This window comes from Actinosynnema sp. NPDC059797, from assembly GCF_042732085.1.
Classification (GTDB): domain Bacteria; phylum Actinomycetota; class Actinomycetes; order Mycobacteriales; family Pseudonocardiaceae; genus Actinosynnema.
Window position 1 is genome coordinate 24,109 of sequence record NZ_JBHWIE010000024.1, and the last position, 15,217, is coordinate 39,325.

Annotated in this window: 18 protein-coding genes and 1 pseudogene; 12 read left to right on the plus strand and 7 right to left on the minus strand. The window is 75.6% G+C overall.

The window, feature by feature from the left end; all coding sequences use genetic code 11:
* Positions 1–11: 11 nt before the first annotated feature.
* The 6 genes from ACFV4N_RS10030 to ACFV4N_RS10055 all read left to right on the plus strand — a co-directional run bounded on the left by ACFV4N_RS10030 (position 12) and on the right by ACFV4N_RS10055 (position 5,891).
* A complete protein-coding gene (locus ACFV4N_RS10030; RefSeq protein ID WP_499672129.1) occupies positions 12–521 on the plus strand; it encodes an amino acid--tRNA ligase-related protein in 510 nt (169 codons plus the stop codon).
* Positions 518–1,789: a glutamate synthase-related protein gene (locus tag ACFV4N_RS10035; RefSeq protein ID WP_499672130.1), complete on the plus strand. Its 1,272-nt coding sequence runs from the start codon at positions 518–520 to the stop codon at positions 1,787–1,789. Before ACFV4N_RS10030 ends, ACFV4N_RS10035 begins: the two co-directional genes overlap by 4 nt.
* Positions 1,786–3,009: an MFS transporter gene (locus ACFV4N_RS10040; RefSeq protein ID WP_499672131.1), complete on the plus strand. Its 1,224-nt coding sequence runs from the start codon at positions 1,786–1,788 to the stop codon at positions 3,007–3,009. The genes ACFV4N_RS10035 and ACFV4N_RS10040 overlap by 4 nt, the downstream gene beginning before the upstream one ends.
* On the plus strand, positions 3,002–4,414 hold the full coding sequence (locus ACFV4N_RS10045) for an amidase family protein (protein ID WP_499672132.1): 1,413 nt from the start codon (positions 3,002–3,004) through the stop codon (positions 4,412–4,414). The genes ACFV4N_RS10040 and ACFV4N_RS10045 overlap by 8 nt, the downstream gene beginning before the upstream one ends.
* 61 nt (positions 4,415–4,475) lie before the next feature.
* A complete protein-coding gene (locus tag ACFV4N_RS10050; RefSeq protein WP_499672133.1) occupies positions 4,476–5,414 on the plus strand; it encodes a nitrilase-related carbon-nitrogen hydrolase in 939 nt (312 codons plus the stop codon).
* Between the two features lie 33 nt (positions 5,415–5,447).
* Complete coding sequence (locus ACFV4N_RS10055) at positions 5,448–5,891, plus strand: DUF2000 family protein (protein WP_499672134.1); 444 nt, start codon at positions 5,448–5,450, stop codon at positions 5,889–5,891.
* Positions 5,892–5,928: 37 nt separating this feature from the next.
* On the opposite strand, the gene ACFV4N_RS10060 is transcribed toward ACFV4N_RS10055, so the two are convergent.
* The 4 genes from ACFV4N_RS10060 to ACFV4N_RS10075 form a co-directional block, all read right to left on the minus strand.
* Complete coding sequence (locus ACFV4N_RS10060; RefSeq protein ID WP_499672135.1) at positions 5,929–7,383, minus strand: hypothetical protein; 1,455 nt, start codon at positions 7,381–7,383, stop codon at positions 5,929–5,931.
* Between the two features lie 67 nt (positions 7,384–7,450).
* Positions 7,451–7,930, minus strand: a complete 480-nt coding sequence (locus ACFV4N_RS10065) for an arsenate reductase ArsC (protein ID WP_499672136.1) — start codon at positions 7,928–7,930, stop codon at positions 7,451–7,453.
* Positions 7,927–8,637 (minus strand): aquaporin, encoded by a 711-nt coding sequence (locus ACFV4N_RS10070; protein ID WP_499672137.1) that lies wholly within the window; start codon positions 8,635–8,637, stop codon positions 7,927–7,929. Before ACFV4N_RS10070 ends, ACFV4N_RS10065 begins: the two co-directional genes overlap by 4 nt.
* Positions 8,638–8,716: 79 nt before the next feature.
* The gene (locus tag ACFV4N_RS10075; protein ID WP_499672138.1) at positions 8,717–9,391 is read right to left on the minus strand and encodes an arsenate reductase/protein-tyrosine-phosphatase family protein; all 675 of its coding nucleotides are present in this window, start codon (positions 9,389–9,391) and stop codon (positions 8,717–8,719) included.
* Positions 9,392–9,589: 198 nt separating this feature from the next.
* Here ACFV4N_RS10075 and ACFV4N_RS10080 point away from each other — a divergent pair, with 198 nt between their 5' ends.
* The 3 genes from ACFV4N_RS10080 (at position 9,590) to ACFV4N_RS10090 (ending at position 12,789) form a co-directional block, all read left to right on the plus strand.
* On the plus strand, positions 9,590–10,657 hold the full coding sequence (locus ACFV4N_RS10080; protein WP_499672139.1) for a DUF4034 domain-containing protein: 1,068 nt from the start codon (positions 9,590–9,592) through the stop codon (positions 10,655–10,657).
* 73 nt (positions 10,658–10,730) lie between these two features.
* Positions 10,731–11,984 (plus strand): MFS transporter, encoded by a 1,254-nt coding sequence (locus tag ACFV4N_RS10085; RefSeq protein ID WP_499672140.1) that lies wholly within the window; start codon positions 10,731–10,733, stop codon positions 11,982–11,984.
* A gap of 79 nt (positions 11,985–12,063) precedes the next feature.
* Complete coding sequence (locus ACFV4N_RS10090; protein WP_499672141.1) at positions 12,064–12,789, plus strand: hypothetical protein; 726 nt, start codon at positions 12,064–12,066, stop codon at positions 12,787–12,789.
* Positions 12,790–12,864: 75 nt separating this feature from the next.
* Here ACFV4N_RS10090 and ACFV4N_RS10095 read toward each other — a convergent pair whose 3' ends face one another.
* Both ACFV4N_RS10095 and ACFV4N_RS10100 read right to left on the minus strand, forming a co-directional pair.
* A complete protein-coding gene (locus ACFV4N_RS10095; RefSeq protein WP_499672142.1) occupies positions 12,865–13,008 on the minus strand; it encodes a hypothetical protein in 144 nt (47 codons plus the stop codon).
* 247 nt (positions 13,009–13,255) lie between these two features.
* Positions 13,256–13,858 (minus strand): hypothetical protein, encoded by a 603-nt coding sequence (locus ACFV4N_RS10100; RefSeq protein WP_499672143.1) that lies wholly within the window; start codon positions 13,856–13,858, stop codon positions 13,256–13,258.
* 199 nt (positions 13,859–14,057) lie between these two features.
* Here ACFV4N_RS10100 and ACFV4N_RS10105 point away from each other — a divergent pair, with 199 nt between their 5' ends.
* Positions 14,058–14,423, plus strand: a complete 366-nt coding sequence (locus ACFV4N_RS10105; protein ID WP_499672144.1) for a DUF6204 family protein — start codon at positions 14,058–14,060, stop codon at positions 14,421–14,423.
* Between the two features lie 70 nt (positions 14,424–14,493).
* Here ACFV4N_RS10105 and ACFV4N_RS10110 read toward each other — a convergent pair.
* Positions 14,494–14,622 (minus strand): annotated as a pseudogene (locus ACFV4N_RS10110) (TetR/AcrR family transcriptional regulator); the annotation flags it as partial.
* 49 nt (positions 14,623–14,671) lie between these two features.
* On the opposite strand from ACFV4N_RS10110, the gene ACFV4N_RS10115 reads away from it, so the two are divergent.
* Entirely contained in the window at positions 14,672–14,881 is a 210-nt protein-coding gene (locus ACFV4N_RS10115; RefSeq protein ID WP_499672145.1) for a hypothetical protein, read from the plus strand.
* The gene (locus ACFV4N_RS10120; RefSeq protein WP_499672146.1) at positions 14,878–15,153 is read left to right on the plus strand and encodes a zinc-binding dehydrogenase; all 276 of its coding nucleotides are present in this window, start codon (positions 14,878–14,880) and stop codon (positions 15,151–15,153) included. The genes ACFV4N_RS10115 and ACFV4N_RS10120 overlap by 4 nt, the downstream gene beginning before the upstream one ends.
* Positions 15,154–15,217: the final 64 nt, after the last annotated feature.

The following is a 15,217-nucleotide window of genomic DNA, read 5'->3' on the forward strand; positions in this document are numbered from 1 at the left end:
TAAGGAGCGAGATGGACACCCCCACCGCCGACGCGGCGACCCCGCTGCCGGCGAACCCCCGTGAGCACCTGTCGTCGCCGACCACCCGCGCGGTGCTGCGCGTGCAGCACACGATGCTGGACGCGGCGCGGGAGCACCTGCGCGACCGGGGCTTCACCGAGATGCTGCCGCCGATCATCGGGCCGGTCACCGACCCGGGCGCGCGCGGGTTCTACGACAAGGAGAGCCGCGAGCACCCCGGTCACCTGCGCAACTTCGACCTGCTGGCCCCGGAGGGCTACGGCGAGCTGTGCAGCGGCAGCGAGCGGGAGCACGAGTACGGCGCGATCATCGCGCGGATGCGCGAGACCGGCGAGAACCCGGCCAAGTACGGCTGGTACCTGAAGATGGTCCGCGAGGGCATCCCGGGCAGCGCGGGCTTCGGCATCGGCCTGGAGCGGCTGACCCGCTACGTGACGGGCCTGGAGCACGTGTGGCAGGCCAGCGCCTACCCGAAGGTGCCGGGGGTGGTGTCGCCGTGAGCGGGCTGCGCGCGGCGACGTTCCCCGAGGCGGCGGTGCGGGAGCGGGCGCGCACGGGCACCGCGGCGGCGTTCCCGGACCTGGCCGACTACGGGCACGCGCTGTTCGGCGCCGCGCCGGGCGGGCCGGCCGCCGACGAGCTGGACGCCGCGCGGCTGGTGCCGCCGGTGTTCGTGCCGGAGCGGCTGGAGAAGCTGATCGACCTGGCCCGCGAGCCGCTGCACCGCGACGTGGACCTGACCGCGTCCGTCGGCGGGTTCGCCTCGGCGCTGCCGCTGTACCTGTCGGCGTTCGGCTCGACCCAGGTCGCCAGCGCCGACCTCGGCCAGGCCGCGAGCGGGCAGGCGGGCGCGCTGGGCGTGCCGATGGTGGTGGGCGAGAACGTGGTTCCGGTCAACGGCTACGGCAGGCTCACGGGCGGTGAGGGCAAGTCGCTGCTGGGCCGGATCCGCGCCTACGCCGACGCCGCGCCCGACGGCCTGGGCGGCGTGGTGGTGCAGCAGAGCACCGAGGACGCCGACGCCGAGGTGTGGAACCTCGTCTACAGCGACCCGTCGGCCCGGCCGCTGCTGGACAGCGGGCGGCTGGGGTTCGAGCTGAAGGTCGGCCAGGGCGCGAAACCGGGCCTGGGCGGCATGACCGTGGTGGACGCGGCGGACTCGGGTCGGCTGTCCGAGCAGTTCGCGCTGGAGCCGGTGTTCGACCCGGCGACCGGCCGGGTGCTGCGCTGCGCGAGCCCCGGCACGTTCACCGAGGAGATCCTGCGCCAGCAGATCCGCCTGATGCGCAACAACTTCCCGCGCGCCCGCGTGTGGGTGAAGCTGCCGCCGGGCCGGGACGTGGCCGCCGCGGCGGCGGTCGCGTGGGCGGCGGGCGCGGACGCGGTGACCGTGGACGGCGCGGAGGGCGGCAGCGGCTGGGCGCCGACGTCGTTCCTGGCGGGCGTCGGCCTGCCGCTGGCCGAGTGCCTGCGCCGGATCGGGCCGCCCGAGGGCTGCCTGCTGGTGTCCGGCCGGGTGTGGGAGGGCCTGCGGGCGGTGAAGTGCCTCGCCGCCGGCGCCCGCGCCACCGGGCTGGGCCGCGCCGCGCTGATCGCGGTGGACGAGGACCCGCGCGCCGGGCTGGTGCGGCTGGTGGAGTGCCTGGCGCTGGAGCTGCGGATGCTCGTCAGCGCGCTGGGCAAGTACCACGTGTCCGCGCTGTCCGCCGACGACCTCTGGTCGCCGACGGGGTGGGCGGTGCCCGCGCCGCTCGGGGCCCTGCGGTGACCGCCCCCGCCGAGGTCCGGCGCGGCCCGCTGGCGCCCGCCTACCTGTCGTTCGTCGCCGCCACCGGCCTGTCGTCGCTGGGCGACGCGGCGTGGGTGCTGGCCCTGACCACCACGCTGGTCGGCGCGACCAGCGCCACCGCGGCCGGTGCGGTGCTCGCGCTGGCGGGCGTGCCGCGCGTCGTCGCGCTGCTCGGCGGCGGCGTCGTCGCCGACCGGTACGGCCCGGTGCGCGTGATGGTGTGGGCCGACCTGCTGCGCGGCGCGGTGATGGCGGTGGCCGCGGTCGTGGTGCTGGCGGTCGGGCCGTCGGTGCCGGTGCTGGCGGTCGCGGCGGCGGCCCTGACGGTGCTGGGCGCGTTCTTCGTGCCCGCGTCGGGCGCGCTGCGACCGCTGCTGCTGCCCCAGGAGCACCTGGTCCGCGGCAACGCGCTCTACCTGGTGGGGCTGCGGGCCGGGCAGGCGGCGGGCGGACCGGCGGGCGCGGGGCTGCTGGCCCTCGGCGGGGTGGTGGCGGTGGCCGTGGCCAACGCCGCGAGCTTCCTGGTGTCGGCCGCCGCCGTGGCGCGGGCCCGGCCGGTCGGCGCGCCGGCGCCGGCCGGTCGTGACGGCGTCGGCCTGGGCCGGCGCGTCGCGGAGGGGTTGCGGCACGTGGCCGGCGACCCGGACCTGCGGCGGCTGGTGCTGGTGGTGGGCCTGGTCGAGCTGGCCGCGGCGGGTCCGGTGAACCTGGGTCTGGTGCTGCTGGCCGACGCGATCGGCGCGGGCACACCGGGCGCGGGCCTGCTGCTGACCGCGTTCACCGCGGGCGCGACCCTGGCGTTCCTCGTCTCCCTGGCGTGGCCGGTGGGCCGCCGGGCGGGCGCGGTGCTCGTGGTCGGCGTCGGCGCGCAGGCCGGGGTGCTGGCCTGCCTCGGCCTGGTGGGCTCGCTGACCGGTGCGCTGGTCGGCTATGGCCTGCTGGGGTTCGTCACCGCGCAGACCGGCGTGGTGCTGACCTCGTTGATCCAGCGCCGCACGCCCGCCGGGGTGCGCGGCCGGGTCATGTCGATCATGTCGCTGGTGGTGTTCGGCGCGCCGCTGCTGGGCAACGTCGGCATCGGCGTGGCCGTGGACCTGTTCGGCCTGACCACCACGATGGTGCTGCACGGCCTGCCGGCCGTCGCGGCGGTGTGCGCGTACGCGTCCTCACCTGCCCTGAGGGGAGCCCGCCTTGATTGAGACGACCGCGGCCGGATGGCCGTCGCTGACCGACCTGAGGGCGCGCCTGGACCGGGGCGAGGTGACCGCCGGGGACCTGGTGTCCTCCTGCGTCGACCGGATCGCCGCGGTGGACCCGCTGGTGCGGGCCGTCCTCGCGCTCGACCCGACCGCCGCGGCCCGGGCGCGGGAGAGCGACCGCCGGATCGCCGCCGGCGCGGCCCGCCCGCTGGAGGGCGTGCCGGTGCTGGTGAAGGACAACATCGACACCGCCGGCCTGGCGACCACCGCGGGCTCCCGCGTGCTGGCCGGCGAACCGCCGCGCCGGGACGCCGACGTGGTGGTCCGGCTGCGCCGGGCGGGCGCGGTGGTGCTCGGCAAGACCAACCTGTCCGAGTGGGGCAACTTCCGCTCCACCGGCGCGGTCGAGGGCTGGTCCGCGGTGGGCGGGCAGACCCGCAACCCGCACGCGCTCGACCGCAGTCCGGGCGGCTCGTCGTCCGGCTCGGCCGCCGCGGTCGCGGCCGGCATGGCGCCGCTGGCCCTGGGCACCGAGACCGACGGCTCGGTGGTGGTGCCGGCCGCGCTGACCGGCGTGGTGGGCGTGAAACCCGCGCTGGGCCTGCTGCCCGGCCGGGGCGTGGTGCCGGTGTCGCGGGCGCAGGACACCGTGGGCGTGCTCGCGGGCAGCACCGCCGACGCGGCGGCCTGCCTGGGCGCGCTGACCGGGTTGACGCCGCCGCCCGCGCCGCCGACGACCGGGTTGAGGCTGGGCCTGTGGCGCGGCAGGCGGATGAACCCGGCGGTGCACGCCGAGCTGGACCGCGTCACCGAGGAGCTGCGGCACGCGGGCGCGGTCGTGGTGCCGGTCGAGCTGCCCTGGGACGTGCCCCGGCTGGTCGACGGCCTGGACGCGCTGTTCGCCGAGTTCCGCGTGGGCCTGGAGGGCTACCTGACCGCGCGCCGCGCGCCCGTCACCACCCTGGCCGGGCTGGTCGAGGCCAACCTCCGCGACCCGGTGGAGCTGAGCCTGTTCGGGCAGGACGTCCTGGAGCGGGCCGCCGCCCTGACCGACGAGCAGCTGGGCGAGGCGGCCGCCAAGCGGGCCCGCGCGCGGTGGTGGGCCCAGGACGCGGTGGCGGGCGTGCTCGCGGAGCACGACCTGACCGCGATCGTCGCCCCGACCACCGAACCGGCGTGGCTCCTCGACCACGGCGGCGACCCGGTGGTGCGCAACACCACCACGATCCCCGCCCTGGCGGGCCTGCCGAACGCGACCGTGCCGGCCGGGTTCATCGGCGCGCTGCCGTTCGGCGTGTCGGTGTTCGGCCCGCGCGACACCTTCGCCGCGCTGGCGGTCGCCGCGACCGTCGAAGCCGTGTGCGGCGACCTGCGGCTGCCCGGGTTCTCGCCCGTGGCGGGCTGATCCCGCGGGGGCGCGCCGCGCACGGTCGTGGCGCGCCCCCGCGCTCGGTAGCGTGCACGCCATGGGCGACGACGAGCACCTGGTGCGGGCCGCGGTCGTGCAGGCGGGCGCGCGCCTGTTCGACACCCCGGCCAACCTGGAGAAGGCCGTGGCCCTCGTCCGGGAGGCCGCCGGGCGGGGCGCGGAGGTGGTCGTGCTGCCGGAGGCGTTCCTCGGCGGCTACCCCAAGGGCCTGGACTTCGGGGTGACCGTCGGCAGCCGGACCCCGGAGGGGCGCGAGGTGTTCCGCCGCTACCACGACTCCGCGATCACCGTCCCGGGGCCGGAGACGCGGGCGCTGGCCCGGCTCACCCGCGAACTCGGCTGCCACGTCGTGACCGGCGCGGTCGAGCGGCACGGGTCCACGCTGTACTGCGCCGCGCTGTTCTTCGGCCCGGACGGCTACCTGGGCCTGCACCGCAAGGTGATGCCGACCGCCGCCGAACGCCTCGTCTGGGGCCAGGGCGACGGCTCGACCATGCCGGTCGTCACCGCCGGCGCGGCGCGGCTCGGCGCGGCGATCTGCTGGGAGAACTACATGCCGCTGTTCCGCACCGCGATGTACGCCAAGGGCGTCGACCTGTGGTGCGCGCCCACGGTGGACGACCGCGACAACTGGCAGGCCACCGTGCGGCACGTCGCGCTGGAGGGCCGCTGCTTCGTCCTCAGCGCGTGCCAGTACCTCCTGCGCGCCGACCTGCCGCCCGACGTGCGCCCCGTGCAGGGCGACGACCCCGGCACCGTCCTGGTCGGGGGCGGCAGCGTGATCGTCTCGCCGCTGGGCGAGGTCCTGGCCGGTCCGCTGCGCGAGGCCGAGGGCGTGCTGACCGCGGACCTGGACCTGCGCGACCTGGCGAGGTCGCGCTTCGACTTCGACGCCGTCGGCCACTACGCCCGACCGGACCTGTTCACCCTCCACGTGGACGAGACGGCCAGGATCCCGGGAGGCGCGCGTCAATAACGTACAAGACCGCGCGACGCGCGGCGGAGCACGATGCCGCCCGTGGAAGCCATCGAAGACCGCCCCGTCCGGTTCGACACCAAGATCGCGGTCCTGCTGCGCGACGACCTGCCGGCCTGGCAGCGCCTGAACGCGACCGCGTTCCTGGTCAGCGGCCTGGCCGCGACCGAGCCGGAGCTGGTGGGCGAGCCGTACGCCGACGCCGACGACACCCCGTACCTGCCGATGTTCCGCCAGCCCGTGCTGGTGTTCGAGGGGGCGAAGGAGACGCTGACCGCGGCGCACTCCCGGGCGGTCGGCCGGGGGTTGCCCCTGTCGGTGTTCACCTCCGACCTGTTCTCCACCGGCAACGACCGGGACAACCGCGCGGCGGTGCGGGCGGTCCCGCGCGACCGGCTCGACCTCGTCGGGATCGCGCTGACCGGTCCCCGCAACGCGGTGGACAAGGTCCTCAAGGGTGCGTCGATGCACCCCTGAGCGCGGTCGCGCCGGGTGGTCGGGCTCGGGCGCGGCCTCAGAGGTCGGCGAGCGCGAGCAGCCACTCCATCCGCTCCACCGGGAGGTGGGGCGACCCGCCCGCCGCGCGCGCCACCTGCTCGCTCTCGTCGCACAGCAGGCCGACCAGCGCGGGGGTCGGCAGGTTGGGGTGGCCCGCGACCGCCCGCCGCACCGAGTCGTCGGGGTCGGCGGCCAACTCCTCCGCGAGCGCGGCGGGCAGGCCGGGGTCGCGGGGCGCGAGGCACCGCATCCGGGGGTCGGGGTCCGCGGCGAAGCGGCGCAGGGTCTCCGGGGGGAAGGCGAAATCGTCCGCCGGGCGCCGGGGTGCGCGTTTGCGGGGCCGGAACCGCCGGTCGACGCGTTCGGCGGTGGCCAGGTCCACCAGGTGGGGCGAGTGCCGGGCGGCGGTGGTGCGGACGGCGTTCTCCTCGTCGTCCAGCAGTCGCGCCACGACCTCGGGCGGCAGCGCGGCGCTCGCGGCGGCGGCGGCGCGGAAGCACGGGTAGGGCGAGTCCACGTGCGGCAGCGGGTCGGCCGTCACCCAGTCCGGGCGCATCTGATCGAGCTCGATGCGAGCCAGGTGGTTGTCGAGTCCTCGGTCCAGCTCCTGGTCGTCGGCGACCGGGAGCGCGTCCGGCAGGCCGGGACCGTCCTGGATCCCGGCGTGGATGGCCGCCCGCAGCGGCTCCGGGGTGTCGGCGCGACCGAAGACGACGACCCTGACCAACGCGCTCGGGTCGTCGGCGAGCACGTCGCGCAGCCTCGGCGGCAGCCCGGGGTGCGCCGCCACCTGTCGCCGCACCTCGAAGTCCGGGTCCCGGGCCAGCAGGGCGGCGGTGTCGTCGTCCAGTGCCGCGTGCCGGACCGCGCCGGCCCGGGTGACCGGGTCGGCGAGCAGGGCCGGGACCAGGTCGGCCGGCGGCACCGGGTGCGGGAGCCGGGCGTAGTAGGTCGAGCAGGCCGCGGCGCGGACCTCGGGGTCGGGGTCGGTCAGCAACGCCCTGCGGACCCGTTCCGGCGCCCCGGTCCACCACCGCGCCACCGTCGCGCGGACCTCGGGGTCCGGGTCGGTGGCCCGCGCGGCCCGCAGGTCCCCGGGGACGTGGTCGTTCTCGGCGAGGTGCTTCCGGACCTCCGGGTCAGGGTCGTCGGCCAGCAGCTCGAACACCTCCCGCGACGTCCCGTCCCCGCTGCCGATCACGACGGCGGCCCGTACGCCGGGGTCGGGGTGCCGGGCCAGGCGCACCCGGAAGGCGTCCGGCAGACCGCGGTTGAGGGCCAGAGAGTGGACGAGCCGGAACCGGTCGGCCTCGATGATCTCGGCGATCACGTCGTCCGTCAGGTCCGGCCGCTGGGCGACGTCGCCGCGGCCCCCTGGGTACCGCGACATCCGGCGGACCAGGTCGGCCGGCAGCGCCGGGTTCAGCGCGAGGTCGTCCAGGACTTCGTGCAAGTGAACGGGAACCGGCACGGCGCTCCTCGTCGTCACCCAGTCGATCCCGCAGTCTCGCACGCCGCGCTCCCGGCGCTCCCGGCGTTCACGCGTTCGGCCCGGCGGCCGTGCCCCGCGCGGGGGCGATCTCGGCGATCAACCCCTCGACCAGGTCCCTGATCCGGTCGCGGATCGGGCGCACGGCCTCGACGCCCTGCCCGGCGGGGTCGTCGAGCCGCCAGTCCAGGTAGCGCTTGCCGGGGAACACCGGGCAGGCGTCGCCGCAGCCCATGGTCACGCACACGTCCGACTCCCGCACCGCCTCGGCGGTCAGGATCACCGGCGTCCGGTCGGCGATGTCGACGCCGACCTCGCGCATGGCCTCCACCACGGCCGGGTTGACCCGGTCGGCCGGCGCGGAGCCGGCGGACCGGACCTCGACCCGGTCGCCGGCGAGGTGGCGCAGCCAGGCGGCGGCCATCTGGGACCGGCCGGCGTTGTGCACGCACACGAACAACACCGACGGCCTGCCCATCGGGGTCTGCCCGCCTCGCGCGGCGGGCAGGTTGCCTGAGATCTCGGTCATCGCGTTCCTCCGGTGGGCAGCACCGCGTCCTCGGCGTGCGCGGACGGGTTCGGGTACAGCAGGTGCAACAGCGGCACCGCGACGCCCACGGCGACCAGTTGCGCCACCACGTAGGCGGGCACGGAGGTCGGGGCGATCCCGGCGAAGCTGTCGCTGAAGGCCCGGCCGACCGTGATGGCCGGGTTGGCGAAACTGGTCGAGCTGGTGAACCAGTAGGCCGCGCCGATGTAGGCGCCCACCGCCGCCGGCGCCCGTTCGGCCCGACCCGACCGGGACAGCGAGAAGACCACCAGCAGCAGACCCGTGGTCGCCACCACCTCCGAGATCCCGTGCGGCCAACTGGCCCGCTCGGTGGTGGAGAAGCTGACCGGGGCGGAGCCGAACAGGACGTTGGCCAGGACCGCGCCCACCACGCAGCCAATCGTTTGCGCCGAGGCGTAAAGCCCGAACCGACGCCAGGGCAGGCCGCCGAGGACCGCGTCGACCAGGGACACGACCGGGTTGAAGTGCGCGCCGCTGACCGGCCCGAAGACCAGGATGAGCGCGTAGAGCCCGACGGCGGTCGCCGCGGCGTTCTCCAACAACCGCAAACCCGCGTCGTCCGGCGAGAGCCGCTGGGCGGCGATGCCGGAGCCGATCACCAGCGCGGCCAGCAGGAGGCTGCCGAGGAACTCGGCGACCAGCGGGCGGGCGACAGGGCGCGTCATCGCGACTCCACTTCTGCGTGGGCCTCCCGCAGTGCCCTGCGGGGGCTCTGCGGGGGCTTTCCGGGAGGCTTTGCGGGGCTCAAGGCGTGCGGACCGCGGGCGCCAGGCGCTCAACGCGATCGGCCAGGTCCCGGTAGGCGGTGTCGAACGCACCCCCCGTGCCGACGGCCGCGGGGTCGGGCACCGACCAGTGCAACCGGTCGGCGGGCGGGAGTTCCTCGTGGGCGTTGTCGCACACCGCGACCACCAGGTCGTCCGCCCGCACGACCCGGTCGACGTGCCGGGGCCGGGCCCGCGCCAGCGACAGCCCGTGGGCCTCGGCGGTGGCCACCGCGAGCGGGTGCACCTGCCGCGCGGGCCGCGTCCCCGCCGACGTGGTCGGTATCGGGCTGCGCTCGGCCCACAGCGCCGCGGCCAGTTGCGACCGGGCGGAGTTGTGGCTGCACACGAACACCACCCGCCGGGCCCGCCGCACCCCGGAGGGCACCAGCCCCGACAGCGCCGCCGTCCGCAACCGCAGGTAGGTCCGCCGGGCGTCGCCCTCCGACCGGGACCGCTCCACCAGGCCCGCGTCCCGCAGGAGCTTGACGTGGTGCGCCAGCAGGTTGCTCGGCAGGCCCAGCTCTCCGCCGATCTCACCGGGCGCGGCGTCACCGAGCAGCAGCCGGTCCACGATGGCCAGCCGGGCGGGCTCGCCGAGCGCGGCGTGCAGCCGCGCGCGGGCGGCCAGCTCCGGAGGCCAGTCAGCGTTCATTGAGTCAATGATTGCTGACTGACCTGGACGGGTCAACCCGCCACACCCCGAGGGACGGCGCGATAACGAAGTGATCACCGCACGCGGTGCCGCGGTGGCGTCCGTGCACACTCTGCTGGCGGTCGCGGGGGCGGCCTGGTGGGGCTGCTCATCGGCGCCCGACGACCGGCCGAGCGCCATCCCCGAGGAAGAGGAACCGTGGTCCTGTCCCTGCTGAGAGATCCCCTCAAGACCATCGCGGTCATCTCGCTCATGCGGGAGGCCAAGCGGCGCGGCGTCGAGTTCGAGGACCTGCCCGACGAGGTGGTGGCCGCGCGCCTGACCGGCCGCGTCGACGTGACCCGCTGGGGCCTGGTCCCCGACGCCGAGGTGGTGGCGCGGGGGCCGGTCGACGTCGAGTTGGACGCCGCCTGCGAGGCCGCCGCCGAGGGCCGCTGGGAACCCGCCGCGCAGTTGATGTCCGCCACGCGGGGCCACTGGGAGCGCCGGGACGACGTCGTGCGCGCGCTGGCCGACCTGGGCATCCGGCACGACACCTTCCTGCGGCGCTGGCACGAGGCCGACCCCACCGACGGCGACCTGCTCGTGGTGCACTCGCTGACGCTGGTGTACCGGGGGTGGCAGGTGCGCGGCACGGCTCGGGCCGCGCAGACCACCCAGGCCCAGTTCGAGGGTTTCCACCGCATGCTGGCCCGGGCCGCGGCCGTGGCCCGCCGGGCGGCCGAGGAGCTGCCGGAGGACCCCACGCCGTGGATGGTCACGGCGATGCTGGCCCGCGGCCTGTCCTTCGACCACGACGACTTCAACCGGGTGTGGGACGAACTGGTCGCCCGCGACCCGCACCACCGGTCCGGGCACGCGCAGGCCCTCCAGTACTGGTGCCGCAAGTGGCGCGGCTCGCACGAGCTGATGTGCGACTTCGCCACCCGCGCGGCCGCCTCCTCCCCCTCCCTGGCCGCGCTGCCGTTGCAGGCCGCGCTCGAAGGCGTCGAGGACGACCGGGAGGTGTGGCGTTCGCCGATGGTGCACGACGCCCTGGAGGCCCTGCTGCCGCGGCTGGCCGGCGAAGGCGCGGCCACCCGGTCGCTGCGCTCCGACCGCGGCCTGGCCATCGCCGCACTCATGATCCACAAGAGGTTCGGCGAGGCGATCGACCAGTTCCGGGTCCTGGGCCCCCACGCCGACGCCGAGCCGTGGCGCAGCTACTTCGACAACCCCCGGCTCGGCTTCCTCCAGGGGCGCATCGAGGCCTGCAAGCGCGCATGAGGGTCGTCGGGCGGGCGGACACCGACTCCGGCGCCTCGCCCGCCCCGTCCATCCCGAACCCGAAGAGGACCGCGTGAAGACCCGTCCGGGCCGCCCCCGCACGAACGACCACAGCTTCACGCTGCTGTGGTCGGCCTCCACCGTCTCGATGCTCGGCGACGGCATGCGCATCGCGGCGCTCCCCCTGCTCGCCGCCGCGGTGTCGGACTCGGCCGCCGCGGTGAGCGCGGTGACCGTCGCCGGCAACCTGCCGTGGTTGCTGTTCTCGCTCCTGGGCGGCGCGCTGGTCGACCGCGCCCACCGGGCCCGGCTGATGTGGCTCACCGGCCTGTGCCAGGCGTCGGTCGTCGGGGCGTTCGCCGCGTACACCCTGCTCCGCCCGCCGTCCCTGGTGGCGGTGGCCGCGTTCGCGCTGGTGCTGGGGTGCGCGCAGGTCGTCCACGTCACCGCGTCCAACGCGCTGGTGCCGGAGATCGTGCCGAGCGCGGGCCTGGAAAGCGCGAACGGGCGCATGCAGGGCTCGCAGGTCATCGTCCTGCAACTCCTGGGGCCGCTGGCCGGGGCGACGGTCTTCGCGTTCTCCACCTCGGCGCCGTTCGCGGTCGACGCCGTGACGTTCCTCGTCGCCGCCTTCCTCGTCCGGCCACTGGTCCGCCGAACCGCACCACCGGAACCGGCGTCCGGTCGGGACCGGCGCAAGCTGGGCGAGGAGGTCCGCGAAGGGGTGCGCTGGCTCTGGGCGCACCGGGGCCTGCGCGTCCTCGCGCTGGAACTCGGCATCGCCACCGCCGCCGTGCAACTGGGCAACACCATGCTCGTCCTGCTGGTCACCTCGACCCTGGGCGCGCCGGCCTCGACCTACGGGCTCGTCCTCGCCGCCGGCGCGGTCGGCGGGTTCCTCGCCGGCGTGATCGCGGCGCGCATCCGCGCGAGGATCGGCGTCACCGCGACGATGGCGCTGTCCATCAGCGCCCTCGGCGTGTCACTGCTCGCCTGCGGCGCCAGTCGCGGGGTGTGGTGGCTGGCCGCAGCCTACGCCCTGGGCGGCTTCGGGCTGGTCGTGTGGAACGTCCAGTCCGCCTCCCTGCGCCAGCGCCTCGTCCCCCGCCCGCTCATGGGCCGCGTGAGCGGCGTGTACCGGATGATCGGGTGGAGCGGGATCCCGATCGGCGCCGCGCTGAGCGGGGTGCTCGGCACGGCGTTCGGCACCAGGGTCCCCTTCTTCGTCGGCGGCGCGGCCCTGCTGGCCTCCCTGGTGCTGCTGCCCCTGTTCGCCGATCTCCGGGTCCCGGACGCCCAGTCCTCCCCCGCCGACGACGAGCGGTGACCCTCCCGGCGGGGCGGGTGGTGCGGGGCTGAGCGGTTCCACCACCGGACGACGCGTGCCCTCGATTACCCTCGGCCGCGTGGAGAAGGTACGGGCGGTCGTCGCGGGCCGCGGCCTGGAACTGTGGCTGTGCGGGATGGCACTGGCGTCCTCGACCTACACCGCTGCCACCTTCGGGCAGTTCGAGGAGTACGAGCACGCGGGCGAGATGGTCGGGACCTTCGGCGTCCTGATCATCGTGACGGCGATCTTCGCGCGTGCCAGGGGCCTGACAACGCTCGGCGAGGACCCACGCCCGAAACCGCTGTTCATCTGGTTCCTGCCCGCGGCCGTGACGATCACCATGCTGCCGGTGATCATGGCGGGCGGCCTGGACCCCGAGATGGGCGTCTTCCTCTCGCTGTTCCTGTTCCTGCTGCTCGCCTACCTGTGCCTGGCCGTGGCGTTGCTGGTCGCGCTGCTGGTGGTGTGGCCGCTGGAACTGCTGGGTCGCGGCCTGCTGCGGGTCGTCACCGGCAAACCCGACGGCGGCCCGCTGGTCCTGTGGGGCTCGGCGGGCGTGCTGTTCAGCCTGTTCTGCGTCCTCCCGGTGCTGGCGCTCGACGACCTGCCGTCGGGCCGGGGCGCGGCATGGGCGGTCTTCGAGGCCGTGCTCGGGATCGAGGGCGGCTACGCGGTCACCTCGCCGACGATGCTCTGGACCGCCCGAGCCGCCGCCGTCGCGCTCGCGGCCGTCATCCTCGCCGTGGCACGGCAGGGTCGCAGCCCGGAAGAGGTCGCGGCGCCCGGTCGAACCGCACGGTGAGGTCTCCTCGGCGCGAGTGGGTGCCCGTCGAGCCGACAGGTGTCCCGGCACCCCGCCCGGGTGACGCGGGTCAGGTCAGCCGATGCCGTAGACGTTGACGGTCACGTGGCCGTCCGCGCCCTCGATCACGTAGGGCTCGTGGTGGCCGCGGTAGGGCAGGCAGCCGTCGGCGAGGTGGTCGTCGGAGTCGTCGTGGCGCTCGTGGACGTAGGCGCACACCTGCTCGACGTCGTCCTCGGTGCGACCCCGGTACTACGGCGAACTGTCCTGATCGGACAGTCGCAGGACCACCGCCCGGCGGTAGGCAGCCAACTCCGCGCCCGCCGCCGACAGCGGGAGGAATCGACCGCACGGGTGAGACACCCACACGACCGGGCGGTGCGGGTCGCTGCCACGGCCGAGGTCGCCGCCCGCTCCACCCCGCTTCGACGCAGCGGGCGTCCTGGCCCGCCCCCACGAGTTCCCGTCAGTACCAGAGGGTGAGCCCGACCGCGCCGACACCCGTGCGCGCCGCGTGACGCAGCACGCGGAGCGGGCCGTCGACCAACTCGTCGACGTCGTGGTTCGGGGCGTCCGCCGTCTCGTCCAGCCACAGCCGCAGGTCGGCGATCACCCGGTCCCGGTCCGGCGGGTGGAGGACCAGCGCCTGCTCGGCCGCCGGGAGCGCGGCCCGCACCCCGGCGGCGTCGAGCAGGAACTGCCCACCGCAGCCCGGGAGCCGGCGCGCCCTGTCGAGGCCCAGCGCCCACATGAGCGCCGCCACGCCGTCACCCCTGGGCACGACGGCGCAGAACACGCCTTCGCCCTCTTGCCGCGGGACCGCGTGGAGCAGGTGGTCCTGGAACTCGTCCACCTCGGCCTCGCCGTTCCGGGCTCGATCGACCCAGTCGGCGAAGCGCGCGAGCTCGTCCGCGCGCGACGGCTGCCCGGTCGTCCCGGCGGAGGAACCGGCGGGCCGGGACCGTTCACGCCACCGGCTCGTGTCGGCGAACGAGTCCGGCCACGTGCCGTGGGCGCCCGCCGCGTCGGGGAACCGGCGACGCGCCTCCTCGACGACCCCGTCAGCCACGGCACCGACCACCCAAACCCCCATCACGCTCATCCGCGCTCCTCCGCGTCCACTCCGCCCGGTCGTCCCCCACCGGACGGGCAGTACAGCGTGCCACCCGCTCAGGACCGGCTCGGAACCAGGTGCGGGTGCGGGACCGCGCCGGTCCGACCACGCGGAGCGGTAAGTCGATTGCGGTCCGCCCGGCCGTTGTCCGACGATGGCACCGACGACCGGGGCGAGCGAGGAGCGGCACGTGGTGGAGCACACCTACCGGGTGATGGTGCGCGGCAGGTTCACCGATCTCGACGACGCCGGTCGCGCCCGGCTGCTGGCCGAGGTCGAGCGGCACGGGCTGCTCACCAACGGCTTCTCCGAGCAGGGGGCGCTGTCCTACGACAGGTCGCTGGACTTCTTCAGCTTCCGCGTGCAGCTGCGCGCCGAGGTGGAGGCGACCGACCGGGCCGTGTGCGACCGCGCGCTGGCGCTGGCGGCCCGCGCGGTCGAGGAGTTCGGCGTGGACTTCCGCGACCTGCGCGCCTCCGCCACGGACATGGACCTGGTCAAGGTCCGCCGCCCGAGGTAGCGCGCCCCCGCTCAGGCCCGGAACCCCCGGAGCGCGAGCGCGTCGAAGCGCCGGGAGGCCGCGACGCGGGCCGCCGGGCGACCTCCCGCACCGGCGCGTCCAGGCCCTCGGTCGCGAACACCGCGCGGGCCGCGTCGAGGACGCGCTCGCGGTTGTCCCGGGCGTCGGAGCGCAGCACGTGGGGCAGGCGGTCGGCCACGTTCTCACTTCAGCCAACCGGACGGGGGCGTCCACTACCGTCGGCCGCCGTGAGAGCAGTCGCGGTGCGGGCGTTCGGCGGTCCCGAAGGGCTCGCGGTCATCGACCTCCCGGACCCGGAACCCGCCACCGGGCAGGTGCTGATCACCACCGAGGCGATCGGCGTCGGCGGTGTCGACGCCCTGATCCGCAGCGGCGCTTGGCCGCGCACGGGTTCGAGGAAGGGCACGTCCTCGGCGGCGAGGTGGCGGGCGCCGTGACGGCGGTCGGCGCGGGCGTCGACCCGCCGGCGGACTTCGGCGTGCGGCTGTTCGCGGCGTTCCGGAAGTCGATGTCGTTCGCGGCCTCCAGCGCGGACACCGTGCCCTTGTCCGACCGGCGCGCCGCGATCGCTGAGTTGTTCACCGCCGCGACGCGCGGTGAGCCGGCCGCCGTCGTGCACGAGGTGCTGCCGCTGGACCAGGCCGTGGCGGCGCACCGGAAGACGCGGGCGGGCGAGGTGTTCGGCCGGATCGCGCTCACCCCTGGCTGATCGGCGCGTGCCCGGCGCCGCACCGCCTCGACCGTGTCGATTCGTGGTCGCCCGACAGGGTTGT

Bases quoted from the DNA above. Each gene is read 5' to 3' on its own strand.
- ACFV4N_RS10075 (WP_499672138.1), bottom strand. From the start codon at position 9,391: ATGAACGCTGACTGGCCTCCGGAGCTGGCCGCCCGCGCGCGGCTGCAC.
- ACFV4N_RS10070 (WP_499672137.1), bottom strand. From the start codon at position 8,637: ATGACGCGCCCTGTCGCCCGCCCGCTGGTCGCCGAGTTCCTCGGCAGC.
- ACFV4N_RS10105 (WP_499672144.1), top strand. From the start codon at position 14,058: ATGGCACCGACGACCGGGGCGAGCGAGGAGCGGCACGTGGTGGAGCAC.
- ACFV4N_RS10065 (WP_499672136.1), bottom strand. From the start codon at position 7,930: ATGACCGAGATCTCAGGCAACCTGCCCGCCGCGCGAGGCGGGCAGACC.
- ACFV4N_RS10055 (WP_499672134.1), top strand. From the start codon at position 5,448: ATGCCGCCCGTGGAAGCCATCGAAGACCGCCCCGTCCGGTTCGACACC.
- ACFV4N_RS10050 (WP_499672133.1), top strand. From the start codon at position 4,476: ATGGGCGACGACGAGCACCTGGTGCGGGCCGCGGTCGTGCAGGCGGGC.
- ACFV4N_RS10030 (WP_499672129.1), top strand. From the start codon at position 12: ATGGACACCCCCACCGCCGACGCGGCGACCCCGCTGCCGGCGAACCCC.